Annotated in this window: 17 protein-coding genes; 10 read left to right on the top strand and 7 right to left on the bottom strand. The window is 41.0% G+C overall.

Annotated features, from left to right (window positions below; translation table 11 throughout):
• Positions 1 to 266 precede the first annotated feature (266 nt).
• The 3 genes from lolB to prs all read left to right on the top strand — a co-directional run bounded on the left by lolB (position 267) and on the right by prs (position 2,798).
• Positions 267 to 911 carry a lipoprotein insertase outer membrane protein LolB gene (gene lolB, locus LDO73_RS08170; protein ID WP_224061157.1) on the top strand — a complete coding sequence of 215 codons (645 nt, stop codon included), beginning with the start codon at positions 267 to 269 and terminating at the stop codon, positions 909 to 911.
• Positions 908 to 1,783, top strand: coding sequence for a 4-(cytidine 5'-diphospho)-2-C-methyl-D-erythritol kinase (ispE, locus tag LDO73_RS08165; protein ID WP_224060958.1), 876 nt, complete (start codon positions 908 to 910; stop codon positions 1,781 to 1,783). The genes lolB and ispE overlap by 4 nt, the downstream gene beginning before the upstream one ends.
• A gap of 67 nt (positions 1,784 to 1,850) precedes the next feature.
• Entirely contained in the window at positions 1,851 to 2,798 is a 948-nt protein-coding gene (prs, locus tag LDO73_RS08160; RefSeq protein ID WP_039854115.1) for a ribose-phosphate diphosphokinase, read from the top strand.
• Positions 2,799 to 3,118: 320 nt separating this feature from the next.
• Here prs and LDO73_RS08155 read toward each other — a convergent pair whose 3' ends face one another.
• A complete protein-coding gene (locus tag LDO73_RS08155) occupies positions 3,119 to 3,391 on the bottom strand; it encodes a DUF2583 family protein (RefSeq protein ID WP_154638228.1) in 273 nt (90 codons plus the stop codon).
• Between the two features lie 309 nt (positions 3,392 to 3,700).
• Here LDO73_RS08155 and pth point away from each other — a divergent pair, with 309 nt between their 5' ends.
• Both pth and ychF read left to right on the top strand, forming a co-directional pair.
• The gene (pth, locus tag LDO73_RS08150; RefSeq protein WP_036954667.1) at positions 3,701 to 4,291 is read left to right on the top strand and encodes an aminoacyl-tRNA hydrolase; all 591 of its coding nucleotides are present in this window, start codon (positions 3,701 to 3,703) and stop codon (positions 4,289 to 4,291) included.
• A gap of 102 nt (positions 4,292 to 4,393) precedes the next feature.
• Positions 4,394 to 5,485 (top strand): redox-regulated ATPase YchF, encoded by a 1,092-nt coding sequence (ychF, locus tag LDO73_RS08145; protein WP_224060957.1) that lies wholly within the window; start codon positions 4,394 to 4,396, stop codon positions 5,483 to 5,485.
• A gap of 217 nt (positions 5,486 to 5,702) precedes the next feature.
• Here the strand turns inward: ychF and LDO73_RS08140 are convergent, their stop codons facing one another.
• The 4 genes from LDO73_RS08140 to LDO73_RS08125 form a co-directional block, all read right to left on the bottom strand.
• Entirely contained in the window at positions 5,703 to 10,283 is a 4,581-nt protein-coding gene (locus LDO73_RS08140) for an AAA family ATPase (RefSeq protein WP_224060956.1), read from the bottom strand.
• A 51-nt stretch (positions 10,284 to 10,334) separates the two neighbouring features.
• Positions 10,335 to 10,802 (bottom strand): hypothetical protein, encoded by a 468-nt coding sequence (locus LDO73_RS08135; protein ID WP_224060955.1) that lies wholly within the window; start codon positions 10,800 to 10,802, stop codon positions 10,335 to 10,337.
• A gap of 89 nt (positions 10,803 to 10,891) precedes the next feature.
• Entirely contained in the window at positions 10,892 to 11,857 is a 966-nt protein-coding gene (locus LDO73_RS08130; RefSeq protein ID WP_224060954.1) for an XdhC family protein, read from the bottom strand.
• A 25-nt stretch (positions 11,858 to 11,882) separates the two neighbouring features.
• Positions 11,883 to 12,443, bottom strand: a complete 561-nt coding sequence (locus tag LDO73_RS08125; RefSeq protein WP_224060953.1) for a nucleotidyltransferase family protein — start codon at positions 12,441 to 12,443, stop codon at positions 11,883 to 11,885.
• Between the two features lie 207 nt (positions 12,444 to 12,650).
• Between LDO73_RS08125 and LDO73_RS08120 the strand changes: the two genes are divergently transcribed.
• Genes LDO73_RS08120 through LDO73_RS08110 form a run of 3 tightly spaced genes read left to right on the top strand, consistent with a single transcriptional unit; the run spans position 12,651 to position 17,226 of the window.
• Positions 12,651 to 15,446 (top strand): xanthine dehydrogenase family protein molybdopterin-binding subunit, encoded by a 2,796-nt coding sequence (locus LDO73_RS08120; RefSeq protein ID WP_224060952.1) that lies wholly within the window; start codon positions 12,651 to 12,653, stop codon positions 15,444 to 15,446.
• A complete protein-coding gene (locus tag LDO73_RS08115) occupies positions 15,443 to 15,994 on the top strand; it encodes a (2Fe-2S)-binding protein (RefSeq protein ID WP_036954690.1) in 552 nt (183 codons plus the stop codon). The genes LDO73_RS08120 and LDO73_RS08115 overlap by 4 nt, the downstream gene beginning before the upstream one ends.
• Positions 15,991 to 17,226, top strand: coding sequence for a c-type cytochrome (locus LDO73_RS08110; protein WP_224060951.1), 1,236 nt, complete (start codon positions 15,991 to 15,993; stop codon positions 17,224 to 17,226). The genes LDO73_RS08115 and LDO73_RS08110 overlap by 4 nt, the downstream gene beginning before the upstream one ends.
• Positions 17,227 to 17,316: 90 nt before the next feature.
• Here LDO73_RS08110 and LDO73_RS08105 read toward each other — a convergent pair whose 3' ends face one another.
• Entirely contained in the window at positions 17,317 to 18,309 is a 993-nt protein-coding gene (locus tag LDO73_RS08105; protein ID WP_224060950.1) for an acyltransferase, read from the bottom strand.
• Between the two features lie 332 nt (positions 18,310 to 18,641).
• Here LDO73_RS08105 and LDO73_RS08100 point away from each other — a divergent pair, with 332 nt between their 5' ends.
• On the top strand, positions 18,642 to 19,100 hold the full coding sequence (locus LDO73_RS08100; protein WP_224060949.1) for a hypothetical protein: 459 nt from the start codon (positions 18,642 to 18,644) through the stop codon (positions 19,098 to 19,100).
• Positions 19,101 to 19,237: 137 nt separating this feature from the next.
• Here the strand turns inward: LDO73_RS08100 and LDO73_RS08095 are convergent, their stop codons facing one another.
• Entirely contained in the window at positions 19,238 to 19,762 is a 525-nt protein-coding gene (locus tag LDO73_RS08095; protein WP_224060948.1) for an Lrp/AsnC family transcriptional regulator, read from the bottom strand.
• Between the two features lie 150 nt (positions 19,763 to 19,912).
• On the opposite strand from LDO73_RS08095, the gene LDO73_RS08090 reads away from it, so the two are divergent.
• Complete coding sequence (locus LDO73_RS08090) at positions 19,913 to 20,524, top strand: LysE family translocator (protein WP_224060947.1); 612 nt, start codon at positions 19,913 to 19,915, stop codon at positions 20,522 to 20,524.

Genomic DNA, 20,524 nt, shown 5'->3' with positions numbered 1-20,524 from the left:
TATATTGTAGATGATTAACGCGTCTGTTTCTACGGGTAGCCTATCATCAACAATCAGAAAGATGATGCACACCAAAATTTACGTTGATTATCGGACTGTCTGATATCAATATCAATAAGATGCATCAAGGATGCCGCCATTTGGCACAGAAAGCAAATTCCCTATTTTTTAGTATGTTTTCATTGATAACCACTATAGATTAGCGCAATATTCCTGAAAATTACCTTTTGAGAACCGATATGCAACTTTCTTCAGCTCTGTCGTTTATGCGCCCAGCCAGAAACTTTTGGCGGTTAATGCCCCTTTCCTGCTTGCTGCTGACTGCCTGTGTGACTACCTCTCAAGACACCACGAAAGGCACTTCATCCTCAACGGATGCGCAGTGGAAAGCCCACCAATCACAAGTGGTTGAACTGCGTGATTATCAAACTCGCGGCTCCTTTGTGTACATTGGCGGTCAAGGTACCGGAACAGAAACCAAAACTTACGCGAAGTTTTTCTGGCAGCAATATACCCCAGAAAAATACCGTTTATTGCTGACTAACCCATTAGGCACGCGTGAACTAGAACTTAGTGTGGAACCTGATTTAACCAAATTAACCACTAAAGATGGGCAAACCCACATGAGTGACGTGCCAAGTGAATTAATTTATCAGCTAACAGGTATGGATATCCCCATTGATGACCTCACCGCTTGGTTAGTCGGTTCACCGGGGCGTGCCACTGAATACACTCTCGATAGCAACCACCTGCTCAAATCCGTGACGTTTAAAATCAATGGCGAAACATGGAAATTGGATTATCTCTCTTACGATACCAAAACCTCGCCAATGCTGCCGAACCACATGGAGCTCAAGCAAGGGGATAAAGTCATCAAACTAAAAATGGATAGTTGGACACTGAAAAAATGACGTTAACGTGGCCATCACCGGCAAAATTGAATCTTTTTTTGTACATTACCGGGCAGCGAGCTGATGGTTATCATGAGCTACAGACTCTGTTTCAATTTTTAGATTATGGTGATGAAATCACCTTTAGTACTCGTTCGGATGATCAGATTAATTTGCTCACCCCGATGCCGGGTGTGGATGTCGAAAAAAACTTAATCATTCGTGCAGCCAAAAGCTTGCAAACCTATTGTCGTGAAACCCTCAATCATCAAGGGGCGTTAGGTGCAGATGTTTGCATCAATAAAGTGCTGCCGATGGGCGGTGGTATTGGTGGCGGATCATCAAATGCCGCTACAACACTGATTGCGCTTAACGAGCATTGGGGAACTCACGTTTCTGATGAGATTTTAGCCGAATTGGGTAAACACCTCGGTGCCGATGTCCCCGTTTTTGTTCGCGGTCATGCCGCCTTTGCCGAAGGCATTGGCGAAATTTTAACACCCGCTGAGCCAAAAGAGCGTTGGTATTTAGTCGCACACCCTGGAATTGAAATCTCAACCCCGATGATCTTCACAGATCCAGAATTAAATAGAAATTCTCCAAAACGCTCTTTAGCCGCATTATTACTGGCTCCGTATGCAAATGACTGTGAACCGATCGCAAGAAAACGTTTTCGTGAGGTTGAACAGCTCGTTTCTTGGCTGTTAGAATATGCTCCGTCTCGCCTAACAGGAACAGGCGCTTGTGTGTTTTCTGAATTTGAAACCCAAGCGGATGCCCTGAAGGTGTTAAATAAATCCCCATCGTGGGTGCAAGGATTCGTCGCTCAAGGAGCGAATGTTTCTCCTGTGCACAAATTCCGCGCTGGGATAACCCGTGTATTGCACCGATAGTGATGACTTATCCATCATTGCTGTTGGTCAACAATATCTCTCTGGACGCAAGCCTGAGGTTTTTCTCGTGCCCGATATGAAGCTTTTTGCTGGTAACGCTACACCGGAACTAGCACAACGTGTTGCTAACCGCCTTTACACTAATCTTGGAGACGCGGCTGTTGGTCGTTTTAGCGACGGCGAAGTCAGTGTTCAAATTAATGAAAATGTTCGCGGTGGTGATATTTTTATCATCCAGTCAACTTGCGCACCAACCAATGACAACCTGATGGAACTGGTTGTTATGGTCGATGCCCTGCGCCGTGCATCTGCTGGTCGTATTACCGCTGTTATCCCTTACTTCGGTTATGCAAGACAGGATCGTCGCGTACGTTCTGCCCGTGTACCAATCACCGCTAAAGTTGTTGCCGATTTTCTGTCCAGTGTGGGCGTTGACCGTGTTCTTACTGTTGACTTACACGCAGAGCAGATTCAGGGCTTCTTTGATGTTCCTGTAGATAACGTATTTGGTAGCCCAATCCTTCTGGAAGATATGTTGCAGAAGAATTTAGAAAACCCAATCGTTGTTTCTCCAGACATCGGCGGCGTCGTTCGTGCTAGAGCAATCGCGAAATTACTGAACGATACTGATATGGCAATCATTGATAAACGTCGCCCACGCGCAAACGTTTCTCAAGTGATGCACATCATCGGTGACGTTTCTGGTCGTGACTGTATCTTAGTTGACGATATGATTGATACTGGTGGCACACTGTGTAAAGCAGCTGAAGCGCTGAAAGAACGTGGTGCTAAGCGTGTATTCGCTTACGCAACTCACCCAATCTTCTCAGGTAATGCTGTAGACAACATCAAAAACTCTGTGATCGATGAAGTCATTGTTTGTGACACAATTCCTCTTTCTCCTGAAATCAAGGCGCTGAACAAAGTTCGCACCCTAACCCTTTCAGGCATGCTGGCCGAAGCTATTCGCCGTATCAGCAATGAAGAGTCAATTTCTGCGATGTTCGAGCACTAATTCTAAAGCGGGGTCTTAATGACCCCGTTTTAACATGCTGGTTTCAATAGTTTTTTATTAAATTATTGAGGCGAGAAATGTGCTTCATTGCACCACATTCATTGTGGTCACGATACAAAATTTATAAGTAGCGCCCCTACTGTTGTTCATCAACCGTAGGGGCTTTATTTTTTAAGCAGTTTCACTTTGCGTGGTTTCAGGCAAAAAATAAGAGTGAAATCGTTGATATCGAATTTCACTCTTATTTAGATTTTATCTATTTTTCAATGACCCATTTCTGTTCATTGAGAACGTTCATTGATGAATTTCAGCCTAACTGATTATGGGTAGCGGTGGTTATCGTTACGGGAATGAAATTGACGTTTCACCAAACAGTAACGGTCTTCCACTTTCTCTTTACCGCCCATTCTTGCGCCCACTAACCAAACCAACGCACCGATAAAGATCCCAAACAGTGAGCCATTGATGATGTCATCGGACAACCCTAAGTCAACAATATGAGAGAACAGGTTTAAACCGATGCTTCCTCCCATCACGACCATACCCAAACCCATCAAGCCATTACCAATAAGAGTAACCATTTTCCGTTTCATATCTACCTCCAATATCAGTAAACTGATACGCAAGCATTGAAGAAAAGTTCGATAAAACTTTATATTTATGTAAAGAGTATAGCTCTTTAAGTAAAATTATTTGCGATAAGCTTCACATGTATAGAAGAGTTTAAGGATATCTACTCAAAAAGTGCTTTTTATCAATTTAACAACTAATAATGGTATTAACGAATAATTCATAAGCTAATTATCACTAGCGAAATCTTATCCATGACAATTTTGTACATCCACCCCGACACAAGGTAAACTAGTCACCAATTTCTATACATTGACAGTGAAAAAGTCCCCGTGAGTAAAATAAAATTAATTGTTGGATTAGCCAATCCGGGCGCTGAATATGCGCAGACCCGCCATAACGCTGGTGCGTGGTATGTTGATTTACTGGCACAACGCCATAATCAGTCGTTAAAAGAAGAACCTAAATTTTTTGGTTACACGGCTCGAATCAATCTTAATGGCAATGATATTCGCTTGCTGGTTCCGACCACTTTTATGAACTTAAGCGGTAAATCCGTCGCGGCAGTGGCCAATTTTTATCGCATTAACCCAGATGAAATTTTAGTCGCCCATGATGAGCTCGATTTACCGCCGGGTGTGGCCAAAATGAAACTGGGTGGCAGCAATGGCGGACATAACGGCTTAAAAGACATTCAAAGTAAATTTGCCAATAACCCGAACTTTTACCGCTTACGCATTGGTATAGGGCATCCAGGCGATAAAAATAAAGTTGTTGGTTTCGTTTTAGGCAAGCCGCCCCTGTCTGAACAAAAGCTTATTGATGATGCGATTGATGAATCTGTGCGCTGCACAGACATTCTGTTATCCGACGGAATGGACAAAGCTATCAATCGCTTACACGGTTTTAAAGCCACAGCCTAAGAGTTGATTTCATCAAACACGAGTTTTTGTGTATAATCAGCGCCAATTTTCTAAACATTAGGGGCAGCACTCGCCTGCCCCCGCTATTAAGGTGAGAAACATATGGGTTTTAAATGCGGTATCGTTGGTCTGCCTAACGTGGGTAAATCCACTCTGTTTAATGCATTGACCAAAGCCGGCATCGAAGCAGCCAACTTCCCTTTCTGTACAATTGAACCAAACACGGGTGTTGTACCAATGCCAGACCCACGTCTTGATCAATTAGCTGAAATTGTGAAGCCTCAGCGCATCCTGCCAACCACGATGGAATTCGTTGATATCGCGGGTCTGGTAAAAGGCGCATCGAAAGGTGAAGGTCTTGGTAACCAATTCCTGACTAACATCCGCGAAACGGAAGCGATTGGTCACGTTGTTCGTTGTTTCGAAAATGACAATATCATCCATGTTGCTGGCCAAGTTGACCCAGAAGCAGATATCGAAGTGATCAACACTGAATTAGCACTATCTGACTTAGATACTTGTGAGCGTGCTATTCACCGCGTACAAAAACGCGCAAAAGGCGGCGATAAAGACGCAAAAGCAGAATTAGAAGCGCTGGAAAAATGCCTGCCACACTTAGAACAAGCTGGCATGCTGCGTTCATTAGATTTAACTGCAGAAGATAAAGCCGCTATCCGTTATTTAAGCTTCTTAACCCTGAAGCCAACCATGTACATTGCTAACGTCAATGAAGATGGTTTTGAAAATAACCCATACTTAGACAAAGTCTACGAAATCGCTAAAGCCGAAGGTTCTGTTGTTGTGCCTGTTTGCGCCGCTATCGAATCTGACATCGCCGAGCTGGACGATGAAGAGCGTGATGAGTTTATGGCTGATTTAGGTATTGAAGAGCCAGGTCTGAACCGTGTGATCCGCGCAGGTTACGAATTATTAAACCTGCAAACTTACTTCACCGCTGGCGTGAAAGAAGTGCGTGCATGGACTATCCCTGTTGGCGCAACAGCTCCACAAGCAGCAGGTAAAATCCACACTGACTTCGAAAAAGGCTTTATCCGCGCACAAACTATTGCATTCGAAGATTTCATCAAATTCCGTGGTGAACAAGGTGCGAAAGAAGCTGGCAAAATGCGTGCAGAAGGTAAAGATTACATCGTTAAAGATGGCGATGTGTTGAACTTCCTGTTTAACGTGTAGTTGTTTTAGCTCATTATAGGGCATCGTTCGATGCCCTATATGAAATAAAGCCTTTTGAAATCCATGCAACTGAGTGGATTTTTCTTTTGGTTGTGTCTCAGCTTTTCCCAAAATTCAAGCTACGTTAATCTAGCTGGTCTTTTCAACTTTCAGTTGAAACAGGCTTTTTTCATCATGACCACTGCAAGTTTTAGGGTAAAAAAACTAACTGTAATCATCATGGTCTTTCAGCTGCTTTTAACCATGTATCCACTTCATCAACACCTAAAATCAACATCGTATCTTGCAAAGCAACTACTCGATGTAGCATTTCTCCATCATCTGATTCTTCCTGCTCTTCTGCTTGTATAAATAAGCGAGTCAATAACTGCACTAAATGCTTATTGTAATCATGTAAGTAGGCTTTTACTGTACGAATATATTCAAAATAAATCTCAGTAGCTTTTAATGCATACAAAGGATCTATACATGAAACAATATTTAACCATGCACCGAAATCGAATAAACCAATTCTGGATGCTTCAGAACTCGTAGATATTAATGAAAAATAGCGCTCTAACATTTGCATAGGTAAAATAACAACAGATTCTTTTTCTCTAAAAAGACTACCCATCGACTCTACTAATATAGAGGGGTATTGATTATCATCACTTAACGCCGCAGATAAACCCGCAAGACATAAATTAGAATGTTGTTTAAAATTTTCACAATGTGTCCAAACATCTATCGCTCCTTTCCATGCATCACTATCATTTAACTCTTTTATTTGTTTTATAAAATCACAACTTTCTATTTTTCCTGACAATACAGCTAATGCAGATATTCTTCCCCATGCTTGAAATCCATCCTTAATGCCTTCAGACACAATCACACTTAACCATGGAGAAACCCTATCATACTCATGATGATAAGAATAATAGAGACAACGCTCAGCAATATCCCAAAGTCCTTCACTACCTTTCCGCATTATTAATTCAAATACTATCCAACCAACTTCAGGCAAAATATGCTGTAAATGAGGTAAACGGCGTAATACTACAGCTCTCACCGCCGGATGATCGTTAGTAGCAAATTGATGTAATGTAGGTAATAACAACTCAGGCCAAGAGATCTGTTCTTCATGTAACCTTATTATCATAACCATAAGAGTATCAGCAATATGACCTTTAATCATATTAATACCTATTGAAATATAAGTGACACCATCTCCTGATATAGGCTCTCTTTCTTCCACTGTTAAATAGGGAATAGATAAAAAAGTTACTCGTTTTGCGTTATTTATATCTCTCACTATATGTGAACACCCCTGTAACACTTCAGAAGCAGAGCAGTTTTGTCTCCAATACACAGAATGCCGCTCCAATTCATCCAAAAGATCGTTAATTAAGATATCAATATTTGGCTCATTAATTGGTTTCCAATCATTACTTGGATGAAAATTTCCATAGCGATAATTCAAATAATTCGCAATCCCATGCATGATATGATTTCGAAAATCTTCATTTATATCCTGCCAGTAAGAAGACAAAAAACTCAAAAAACGTAATGGGTCTCTTGATGATGCCTCACTTAATTGACGAGCAACTTGCTCCTCCCCACCAATTAACATGTCGCTAAATACATCTCGTCCATATCCATTATAGTGTTCAAGAATACTGCGAATACCTTCATTACTCAGCTCATTAAAAACCTCAAATGAGAATGGAGCTCTTACAATTCCGCTCCATCGATTAATATCTGGTTTATGCTCAAGAGGCCAATTTGAACGATTATATTCATCTAAAATACTTACGCATGACGATGAACGTAAATGACATGGAATACAAATAATAAGCTTGGCCTGATCTATAAGCATATATTCCCTATACTCAGGGCTATCAGCATATTTTAGAGAAAGAGAAAGTATTATTGTCTGTATTGCATCTTGGAACTCTGAACTCAAATAAATAAAAACTTTCTGCACTAAAGTGCCCAGTTCATGTGAAAGCTCGGACTCTAAAAAATCCACTTTCGATAACAGTCGAGAAGATATATCAAGATTAGTTAGCGGAGAGTTAATACATGCTAACAATGCAAAATAACGAAGTGAACCTTCCCTATTAAAGCATAAACGTTCACTGTTGTTTTGCCACCACTCTGAATTGATCTTAGCATGATGAATGATAGCAACTTCTAATGCATCCATTAGGACACGTTGACTATCTTTATGCTCAAAGTCACTCATTCTTCGGTCGTCCGAATGAGATGTTTCACTTAGGAAACCACTCCGATAATTATGTTTTCCTTCATATCTAGAGCTTCGTACTTCACTCCATTTTTCAATTGTTGATATAGCTAGCTCTAATAAAGTAATAGAATTCATCATTCTATCTGAAAGAAATTTGCTATCCTTAGCACCAAACTCGTGTGGTCGGCAATTAAGCTTATTTTCAAATCTGTAGGATAGGATGTCTTCATCTTTAACATCAATAATGATGTAATCCCAAAGAACTACATCATCTATCCCCCCTACAGTAAAACATCGAGCAAGGGCTCTACCTAAAAAACTATATTCTTCCCGTGGAAATTTAAACAATTCCAGCAATAGAGGAGACATTAAATATGCATGTTCTCTCTTTATATCTGATATAAAAACAGTAATCTTACTTATCAAACGAGACTTATCTATCCAATTTGATCTTAATGTTTCCATCCAAAAATCAACGACACCTGATGGATCTAAATTTAACCAATGAGCAATACGGTAAGAGTGGGTTTCTATACCATCAACATCACGCATAGTTTTTAAAACTGGCACAAGGTTTCTTAACCAAAAATAATGCCATTCAACTTGTGAAGCTTTACTATAAATAATTTGGAAAACATCTCGATGCGTATTACGTAAATCACGTAACATTGGCCAATCATCATCTTGAGGTAATTGTTCAGCAAAACACTCAGCGACTAGGCGACGTAGATGAAAAGCATAAGTTCCAGTAAGCACTGTCCGTAGCTGTTTTCTAAACTCTTGTCTTTCCTCTGTAACAAGCTGTGCAATAAAGCTACGAATAGATGGGCGGACAAACGGTACTGGAGGAAGAGTCTTTATAAAATCATTTAAAGTTAATCCATGACGAACTGCCCTACTAATAACTAGTACATCAAGTAGTGTTTGATGCCCAAATGTTAATTTATTACCCTCAGTTTCATGTAAAACATTATGACTAAGCAGTATTCTACGAATGTCATCTGAAGCTGTAAATCGCTGGGTTGGTATCGACAAGCTACGAAGCCTTAACATTTCTGTAGCCATATTTTCAAGTGCTATTTTCCCTTCATCACCTAACGATGGATTCGTTAACATAATTGAATCAACATAGCGTTGAGCTAGCGCTTGGTTAGTCACTATATTAAAACTGCCGCCTCTTTGGGCAAGATTTATAAATAGAGCTAACTCACGTGGATTGCTAATTAAATGTCGAGTTGTATTATCAATAGCTGATGAATCGATTGAGAGCTTTCCAAGCAACGGCATGATTTCACTTTCCCAATCTAATGCTTGGCACTTAAACTCTTTATTCCATGAACGCTGAGATATACGTCTATCGTAATGTCTATCAAACTCTCTACAAGCCGTAATAACAGTAACATTTGGAATTAATAATAGCTGATCTATTTGCGCTAAAAAATACGTTAGCACCGTATGTTCTCGAGCTATAGCAAGTACATCAAGTGAATCAATTGTGACTATTACATGATAGCTGTCCGCTACACGCGCAATCTTTTCAATCCATTGCTCATCTAGTCCTAGAGATTGTCGTTCCTGTGCAGTTTCTAAATCAGCAAACTCTCGCGATTGAATGAATAGCGGTAACATAGCGCTATCAGATTGCACCAATTGTTCTAATTTCTCCTGCAATTCAAGTAGAATACAGGTTTTCCCTGACCCTGGTCCCCCAGTCACTAATATGGAATGATTTTTACTTTTGATAGCTTCAATTAATTCACCAACCAAAAGTGTATCAATACGATGGCCACCAATATCTCGTTGCCATGAGCGACCAATGGATGATGTTTTTCTAAATGAATTAAAGGTAGATTGAATATCTATCGGAGGAGAAATAATACAACCTGACTGAGAAAGGAGGTTTATAAGGTCAGCTTTCGTTAAACGAGAGCTAGATGATAGTTTATTATCTTGTGTATCATTAACCCTCATTCCTTGATAATCAAGACAAGTCCAAAGTGAATTAAAAGCAGAAATAGAATTACTCACCAAATATTGCAAGCGCTCTTCCAGAGCTTCTCTCATCCGCTCATGAATATCACTAGTAATAAATTGGGTTCTAGATAAAAACTCGTAACTATTAAAATCAGAAGATATTTTTTTAATTAGTTCACTAAGCTTTCTATCAGTCGCCTTGTGTACCTTTATCTCTTTTAAAGCAGCATGATAAGCATATGCATCAGGGAAATTATTACTAAACTCTTGTAATAAAGCTAGCTCACCAAAAGGGGTACGAGAGTAGAATCTAACTGTCGTAGAAGGATCTTGTATAAGCGTTTTAATGGCTTTATCTAGCTCATCATTGAGATCGGAGAATGACCATGCCCGAAATGTTTTTTGATTTTTTTTGCACTGACAACAAATTTTTGTACCATCCGCCCGTCCTATCACAACGTCATCAACTAGCCACCTAACTGAATCCGTCTCTACCCATTGATAGTTAGGATCAGATAGCACTGTCAAAGCCCAGTCAAACGCTACTAACGTTTGATATCCATCTCCCCTATTAGACTGAATACCAGCTTTACTCAATTCTTAACTCCTTTCGATAGTAAATGAGATAAGTCACCTGTACTAGCTTCACTAAATCACATCATTTTTCACACTCGATTTCGTTTCTCGCGCAGATGGCGTAAATAAAACAATCAACGAAAAAATGAGTTGAATAGCCATAAAAATCATCAAGAAACTAGACTGATTGATAAACGTTAGTGGCGTGATAAACAATGATGAACACGTAAAGGCAAGAGCAATGATCAATGGATATTTAATGCCAATATCCCGAATTCGTTGCGTAAGAATAAGAGAGAAAATATATATTTGAACAACCGCCGATACTACTTCCATTAGTCCAAACAAGCTAAAAGAAAATTGGTAATAAAAGTTACTTTTAAACACTAATTCAGCATCTTCGGGATGTGAATCCAAATACCATTGATAGACTAATACCTGAATGATACTCAGAACGATTATCCAAAAAATTTCCACACCTAGGAAAGACAGTCTGGCTCTTCTTTTGTACTTCCATTGATGAATGAGTTTAGAACGCATTATGAATCCTTCCATGTTTTAAAATAGCCATACATTTCCCACTATTTATTTTCCCGATTCGAAATGGGCAAAACTCGCCCATAACAGTATTAACCCCGCCCATTCTTATGCGCCACTATGTCTGCCATAATCGCTAACGCAATCTCTGGTGGCGTTTTACTGCCAATTGGAATACCGATAGGCGCATGGATTTGCTCTAGCATTTCAAGCGTTAATCCTCCTGAGTTTAACAAACGCTCTCGGCGCTTAGCACTCGTTCGCGTTGACCCCATTGCGCCAATATAAAATGCAGATGTGTTCACTGCTTCCATTAATGTTAAATCATCAATGCGAGGGTCGTGAGTCAAAGACACAATGGCGGTATTGGATGCGCTTGGATTCTCTTCTAAAAAACGTGCAGGGAATATTTTTTTAATCTCAACTTGCTCTGTAATTTGCCTAGCAAAGCGCAACAATTCGTCATCGCGATGCTCACAAAGAATCACTTCAAAGCCTAATGTAACTGCAAAATTAGCGCAGTAAACGCCGACATTGGAGATACCCGCAATAATCAGTTTGGGTGGAGCCATGATATAAAACTGGATCTCATCGCCATTGCGCTCAATATGGGTGGGATGTTGTGAGTTTGGTACCGTCGTGATTTCACTTCGCTGAGGTAACGTCAATTTTTTAATGATGGCGGTATAACCGAGCAGTGCTGTTTGGATCTGTGAGAGGTATTGATGAGAATGTGGGTTACAGGGTAAATATTCGATAAGAACATCTAAACTCCCTTCACAAGGTAAATTGACTTTGGCTTCCACCCCGCCCTGACCATAGCGAACAACTTGGCTATCTTTTAAATAATGACCTTGCTGAATTCGTTGCAGAAAATCCTCTTCAATACAGCCTCCAGAGAGAGAACCTACGTACATCCCATTCCCTTTAGCAACCAATAAAGAGCCAGGGCTTCGCGGCGATGAACCATACGTATTCAGCACCGTGCATAACCAGACTGGCTCATCCGTTGCCCACTTAATTGCTTGAGAAATCACGGAAATATCTTCACGTAGCATATTCAGTCCCTATTGATTTTTATTCTTAGTTTTTATTCGGAAGATAATCAATATCTTTAATGACATTCTCATCATTTATCTGCATTTCGTAAACCAATTGATGACGTAATATTGATTTTGCGCCATCATCGCCCGATAAATTAAGCAAATTTTGTCGATGTTTTTCTGATATTCCGACAGGGTGCCCCGGTATGTTTTTATATACAGGCCGCACTAATGAATAATTTTTTAATTCGTTCGCAACTCGAATAAATATTTCGTGAGAAATATATGGCATATCCCCCAGTTGAATTAACCAGCCACTCCAATTGGAGGTATTTTTTACGCCTAACGCAATCGATTCCCCTAGCCCATGGCTATTTAATACGGAAAAGGGAATATTAAAGTGTAAACAATTGTTAATGACACCCACATTATCAGCACGAGTGATCACATGAATAGGTAATTCACTATTCATTGAATTTATAAGCGTTTTTTCGAACACAGTTTGTTGGTCAATTCGATAATTTAATTTACTTCCTTCACCACCAGTACGTTGAAAACGCTCACTTTTCCCTGCAGCTAATATTAATATACCTATATTCATGGTTTACATTATACATAATTAATTTTATTGTTTATATTATAAATAATAATATGCAGATTATGCTAATCGTCACAATTTTTATTATTCATCCAATTCTACTCATATTTCGATAGAAAATTATTGGATATATAAATATTTATATTACGAAATTAGCAATGAAATAAAAAATAATAATTGAAGCAATGAAAATAAGTGTAAGGGTATATTATGAGCAATAACCATGTCGGACTATCCCGCAGACACTTTCTAAAATGTGCTGTTGTTGCGGGGATCTCTTGTTATATCGCCCCTTTGTATAGCCGAGCTTTTGATGTGCTATTCGAGGAAAAAATTCTTCAGGCTCCCGATTGGAACCCTGTTGATAAAAAAATCAAATTCCGAATTGATGGCTATGCCAAAGTGCAAGGTGAAAAAGTCTTTGCAAGAGATATTCGAGCCCGCGATATCCCTCATTGGCCCAAACAACAAGGGCATGCCTTTCTTCTACGCGTCACCCAAGCCGATAAAATCTACGAAGGTTTTAACCTCGAACGACTTAATGATGGTTTGATGCCTGACCGTATTGTCACCGCCAGTGATTTAGAAAAAGATGGCGTCGCCTTCCCTGAATTCTATGGTGAAGATTTACTGTTACCAACAGGAAAAACCCCTGCTTACTTAGGGCAAGCCGTCGCATTACTGATTTATCATGATTTTGCCAAGTTTAGCTTCGCCAAAGAGACACTCAAATTCCACGATGATGTCATCCAATATGGTGCTTACACGGGACCATTACAGCGAGATCCTTGGGGAACTTATCGCGGGGTTCGTATCGGCGGAGAAACACCATTCTCGCCTGATACATACTCCAGCATGAAAGATATGCCTATCTCCCCGATTGGTATGAAAAAGCATCTCCCAATCTGGCCTGAAGGTCGTGAAGGTGGAAAGCTAGATCAAGAAGGCATGTATTATGCGGATGAACTCGCCAAACAGTTAGAAAATCCGCCGGAAGATTGGCTGGTTATCAAGCGTAAATATTTTTCGCAATCTATTGATACCTCGGCGCTCGAACCCGATAACGCCAATGGCTGGTACGATGCCAAAACACAATCATTCCATTTAGTGATCCCAACACAGTCCCCGCAAGAAGTTGCCGCATCACTGCCTGAAATGCTCGCAAAATCCAAATTCCCGATAAAGCAAATATTCTTACATCCTTGCTTTACAGTGGGTTATGGCTCAAAAGATCACACTCCATTCCCTTATTATGGTGCAATGGCAACTCTGTATGGTGATGGCGTTCCGATCCGCCTAGCCAACGACCGTTATGAACAGTTCCAATCTACCATCAAACGCCATGCGTTTGACATGGACTACACTCTCGCGGTCAATAAGAAAACCCATAAAATTGAAGCACTTTCCGCCTCATTTATTGGGGATGGCGGCGGTCGATGTAACTTTACGCCTTCCGTTGTGATGGTTGCTGCCACTGGAGCCCAAGCCATCTACTATATTCCTCGTAGTGACTTATCGGCTGTGGGTATCGCTTCTCGCGCGGTTGATGCGGGATCTGCCCGTGGTTATGGTACGTTACAGGCCATGGCTGCCACTGACATGATCATGGAAGAAGCCGCCAAATTACTCAAGGCCGACCCTATTGAGTTTCGCCTGAATAACATCATCAAGTCAGGAATGAAAAATACCCAAGGGGCTATCCCCGGTGGCGCAATTCGTGCGGATGAAGTGCTAACCCGTTGCGCTGAGCACCCAATGTGGAAAGAAAGAGCGAAACGTAAAGCCGACTTTGAAGCTAAAAATGCAGGCAAATTATTTGGTACCGGCATTTCTTGCGTTCAAAAAGACTTCGGTACAGGTGCTGAATCCTCCTTTGCGCGCGTTGAACTCACACCTGAAGGGAAAATAGCCATTTATCATAGTGGTGCAGAGATTGGTACGGGGATGTCTACATCCCAAGCAGTGGTCTGCGCCAAGTGGTTAGGTAAGCCAGCGGAAGAAGCCCATTTCTCGGTTGTAGATTGGTCAGTTCTGCCGATGATTTCGACAGGAAACCCATTTGCGATGGCGCAAGATGAGCAAGAACGCCTCGCCACTAACCCGCTCTGGACACCGAATTACTGCTCCCCAGCCAGCGCCAGTAACTCCGCTTATTATTTCACCCATAGTACGGAAGAAGCTGCTCGATTGGTCTTTGAATATGGTCTGTGGCCTGCGGCAATGTCAATTTGGCAAGAAGGCATTGGTGGTGGGCAAGCAGCTCCGCTCGTGGTTCGTCGTGAAGATGCCCGTTGGGTCGCCAATGGACTCACCGCTGATGGGCTAGAAGTGCTTAGCTTACAACGCTTAATCGACCGTACATTTGAGATGGGTGGTTTAACTGGCGCAGTTTGCCATGTCTTTAACCGCTGGGAGTGGGCAGAAGCTGATTTCAAAATTAATGATGAAACCCGCCGCCTTCCTGTTGATGGTCTTTCCCTGCGATTTGCAAACAAAGATTATCAAGTGTGGCATCGCCAAAAAGCGTATTACCCTGATACTCAAAGAAACAATGCTGGCGTTACCTATTACAGCGCCGTCGCTACCTTATCCGAACTTGCCATTGATAAGGCCACTGGTCATGTTGAATTGCTCGACCACCACACCGTGGTTGAATGCGGAAACTTAATTGTTCCTCAATTGGTTTCAGGACAAATCCAAGGTGGATTAGCGATGGGTATTGGTCATGCGCTCCATGAATATTTACCTCTCTACGAAGATGGACCCGGAAATGGAACGTGGAACTTTAACCGTTACCACTTACCCCTCGCAAATGATGTTGCGGTTTGGAAACAAACTAGCGAAATCCTGCCGGGGTTATCCGATACCGACCCACCAAAAGGGGTCGCTGAAGTTGTTATGATCCCTGTCGTTTCTTCCATCGTCAATGCGATTGCTGATGCAACAGGGCACCATTTCTTGAGTCTGCCTGTTCGCCCTAACGATATTCTAGAGGTATTATCATGAGCCTAAATTTCCTACCACTCACCATCAACATTAACGGTCAACAATATGGACCGATGGATGTTCCTGAAGGTCTCATGATGATTGATTTTCTTCATGAGTATGTTGACCTCACGGGGTCACGACTTGGCTGCGGTCAAGGTATTTGCCACGCTTGTGTGGTAATTTTAGATAACCCATCAGGCACAAGCGAAGAAGTTCGTACCTGCATTACAGGCGCACACTTTTTCAACAACAAAAGCATTCGTACCATCGAAGGGGCTGCTACCAAAGAAGAAAATGGTGACGTTAAATTATCCCCTGTGCAAGAAGCGTTTATCGACCACTTTAGTTTCCAATGTGGTTACTGCACCCCAGGCTTTGTCAATGCGGCGACGATTTTCGTTGAAGAATTGCAACGCAACCCGATCGCCGAGGAAGAGCTAGAAGAAGCCATCAAAACGGCTTTAAATAATCACATTTGCCGCTGTACGGGTTATGTTCGTTATTATGAAGCGGTGCGTGATGTGGTGATGAGCACTCCAGGGCTAATCAAGGAGACGATAAAATGATCAAACGTATTATTTTATGGTTGATAGCGATAGCTATCGTCGTCTGGGCGATTCTATATTGGTATGAGAGTCGTAAACCAGACGGTCCTGTGCAAAAAGTCACCGCAAGCGCCGAGGAAATTGAGCGTGGTCGTTACTTAACGCTTGCTGGTGACTGCGCAGCATGTCACACCAGCGCAAACGGAGCGCCTTTAGCGGGCGGTTTTCCTCTCGATACGCCTTTTGGCACTATTTATAGCAGTAACTTAACGCCTTCTGCTGATTATGGGATCGGTCGTTGGACAAAAGAAGAGTTCCATAAAGCATTAACTGAGGGCGTTTCGCCACCAAGCAAAAACCTCTACCCTGCAATGCCATATACCTCCTATAAAGGGATAACTCGCAGTGATTCTGACGCTATCTACAGCTATTTAATGAGCCGCCCAGCGGTAGATGTCGCACCACCAGAAAACTCACTGCCTTTCCCGTTAAACCAGCGTATGGCGATGATTGGCTGGAACCTATTATTTTTCAATGACAAACCATTGCCGAATAGCTCCCAAGGCAGTTCTCCAGAATGGGAACGAGGAAAATATTTAGTCAATGTGCTTGAACACTGCTCTGAATGCCACACACCAAGAGGCGCACTCGGCGAAATGGAGTTAGATAAATATATGAAAGGTGGCGCATTAGGCCGTTTCACTGCCCCTGACATTACCCCTGATGCCCTCGCTGCTCGTGGTTGGACAAAAGAGGATCTCCAGCAGTTCTTCATGACAGGGTTAGCACCACAAGGTTCAGCCTACAGCGATATGCATCCGGTTATTTATCTCAGCACGCAACATTTAACCCCGGAAGATAATAAAGCCATTGCCACCTACCTAATGGGTGATAATCCACCAGCCACATTACCGCTCAAAATGGGTGATGGTAACGCGGCTGGTAAGCAGGTTTATCTGGAAAGTTGCTCAGGTTGCCACTCCTATGATGGCAGCGGTAAACCCAATGTGGCAGTGGCGATGAAAGGTAATTCGACCCTGCGTGATGTAGACAGTACCAATCTCATTAATGCCGTATTAGATGGTTTGCCAGAGCAAGCGTTCCCAAATAACCAAAGCATGCAAAGTATGCCAGATTTCGCTGACAAGCTTAATGACCAACAAATCGCGGATTTGGTTAACTTCCTGCGCGTTCAATGGGGTGGACAAGCTGGTGATGTGACCCCTGAGCAAATTAAAGCCCTGCGTAAATAAGCTATTTTGCTCTTAAATAAAGGCTTACCGATATTATTCGGTAAGCCTTATTTTATAGAGCCTTTCCGATCCTAATTTTATTATTCTCTATTATTTTTTCGCCTTTATTTCCGGGTTTAAAAACCAATGGATGGTCGAATTTTTGGCTAGAAATAACGCTAACGTAATGGTGAAAAGCGTGAGCGAAATTAAGAGTGGTAAACCCACTTCGATATGGAACGAACTTAACCCAGTCAATAGTAAGAAACAGATGATCGGATGAATCAAATACACCCCTAGCGCGTTATTTGCTATTTTCATAAATCGTTCAGTCGATAATGCAATACAAATAATCGCAATTGAAATTAACACGCCCATTAGAAATGAAAAAGTATGCACAAAAAAATGATAAGCAAGTTGGTTTCCATCTAAAACCTTTATTAACACGGACTCAATATTTACTGGGGTATAAATATAAATCGCAACCAAGGCTATTACTGCTGATACGATAAAAAATACATTTTGTCTGAGCCAAACTATTTTTTTATCATCACAAAAGTACGCCATAACAAAGAATGGAAAATACTGAAAAATCGCCGAAAACCCAGTGATATCCGATAAGTATATCTTAGAAAAAAACGCAATAATGATGGATAACAGCAAGGTGATAAACACGCCTCCTGCATTATTTTTTATAAATGAGGGCAGCAATAAAAAAACGGCTTGCCATATCGGTACCGCTAAGAAAAACCAAACGCCGTTTTGAGGGAACAGTAAATATTCTTCGATACTTAGCCGATTTGTAAAATAAAGCGGGATAGCATCTATCGTTTGAAACGTGAAATAGATAATTAGAGGTGGTATTAAATGAGCACGCCAACCTTGCCATAAAACCCCCTTGCTTAAATAGGCAGCGATAAAGACAAACATTGGGATTAATACCCAATCAAATACTTCAATTAAGATTGAATAATCGGATTTCACAATTGGATTAATATTTAAATAAAAATTAAAGACAATTAAAGAACTCAATATTAATTTTAATGTTTGCCAATTCGGTAAATGACGATTTTTTACCTGCATAGCAAGAGTTCCATCACGCATATTTCACCCTATATTATCATTATTCGATTAGCACTCATGTGCTTTAAAATTACGCCCTCTAATTTAACAAACGTCATAGTAATAATCTAATCCTTGCCGAAAATCTGAGAAAGTTTCTCCATTTACCTGCCATATTTGTGCATTTTGTCTAATATTGATAACACACCGAAGTTAACCTGAGAATAGATCATATCAAACTCAGAAAGGTGGATTAATCTGCTTTTTAGTCATCAATACATTTAGCTGAATTTTAAATGCTAAACTCTCCCTTGAGCATCCGAATATGATGCCGATAACATAAATATTAATAACTCTTTTTTGGTAGGGATCCCATGAAACTTCGTCGTACACTGCTTGCTCTAGTATTACCGGTACTAATGTCTGCTCCAGCACTGGCTGAAGCCTATACTGTTACTGTTTTTCAGTGTGTAAACAAAAATAACAAGCAAGTTCGCGTGACATACGTTGATGGTCAGTATCGATATGCTTTTGGAAAAATAGATGATATTCCCGATATTGAAATTGTTCGCTCACCACAACAACTAACCCAAAATTTTATAAAAACACAAGCTGCTGATACAGATACAGGCCACGCCCAAATTATGGAGCTAGATTTTAAAAATGGGACATATGTATATACCGTTCACTCTGACTATCTAGGAACAAAACGCGCGGGTGGGGTTTATGTTGACAATAAAGGTAAATCGATTGCTTCGATCGACTGTTTACCGAACACCATTGTCGATAATATAAACGAGCATATTTACAATCTACCTGAACGTCCTTATTAATATTTTCAGAGAGATTTTAATCAAGATTAACACCATCGCTATGAGATGTATTAACCAGCAAACTACTCAATAATATCCATGGAGATTATTGAGCAGAATAGAGTGGTAAATAAGTGGATTTCGCCAGCTTATAAAACTTATAAAGGAAGTGCATACGTCACTTTGACTGTCTCCATCGGCACTTCCGTTTTAATGCTCTGCACACTGCTTATTTGCGTCAAATAGTCAGCATGAAAACGACGATAAGATGCCATATCTTCCGTCACAATACGGATCAGCGCGTCACACTCCCCCGCCATTAAATGGCACTCTACCACTTCTGGCATTTGCTGAATATCGGCCACAAACTGATTAATGGTTTTCGCATCTTGCGCTTTAAACCAAATACGTGCGAACAAAGACAAGCCCGCGCCAATCTTTGCACCATCTAACACCGCAACATAGCGTTTGATTACACCAGCATCTTCCAGCAACTTAACGCGCCTTAAACAAGGTGACGGGGATAAGCCGACTTCTTTTGCCAGTTCAACATTTTGGATTTTTCCATCACGTTGCAGCACCTGCAAAATATGTTTATCAATCGCATCTAATTTGATAGCGGATGAACTGCTGTGTTCCAGCTCATGCTTTTCTGCATAATGCGAGCCAGTTGTCTTTGGCATGCGAACCTCTTTTGCTTTTATTTTTTGATATTAAATGTCAAATAAACACTCATGACAAGCAACAAAACAACCAAATTTCAATGGGAAATAGCTATAATAACCAAACTTTTTTCTCTTCATAAGAAAATAATAATAAATAGAGGTGTTTGGGTGGATCTACAAACGTTATTGCTGTTTAGTGCAACTGTCATTCCTTTGATTTGCACACCAGGTCCCGATATTTTATTTATCTCATCACAAGGGTTATCAGGCGGTATCTCTGCTGCATGGAAGGCCAATTTGGGTATTATCCTCGGCTATGTCACCCATGCCATTTTAGCGGCACTTGGACTCGCGGCTATTGTTGCAACTTCACCGATTATCTTCCAAACCATCAAATGGGTGGGAGTCGCCTATGTTGCTTACTTAGCTGTCCGTATGCTGTTATCTGCCATGAAATCGAGAAAGTTTCAGATTAACACCGTGTCCACGCAAGCTGTAATTGGCAAAGCGTTTCTTACTAGCTTCCTTAACCCTAAGGGGTTACTAGTTTATTTCGCAATTTTGCCTAATTTTATCCATGTTTCTGAAAGTGTTGCAATACAATCTTTAATCTTATCAGCGACTTTTATCACATCATGCATCATTATTTACGGCACCATCGGCATGATATTCGCATCAATGCATAATCGGCAACAATATAGCGATAAAAAACGGCGCATTACAGAAGGTGTTGCCGGTGGAATGTTAACCTTTGCAGCCATCGGACTTGCAAGTAGCTGA

The organism is Providencia alcalifaciens, from assembly GCF_915403165.1.
GTDB lineage: Bacteria > Pseudomonadota > Gammaproteobacteria > Enterobacterales > Enterobacteriaceae > Providencia > Providencia alcalifaciens_C.
Note: the sequence above shows the minus strand (reverse complement) of the source record. Positions and strands in the feature narration are given on the sequence as shown.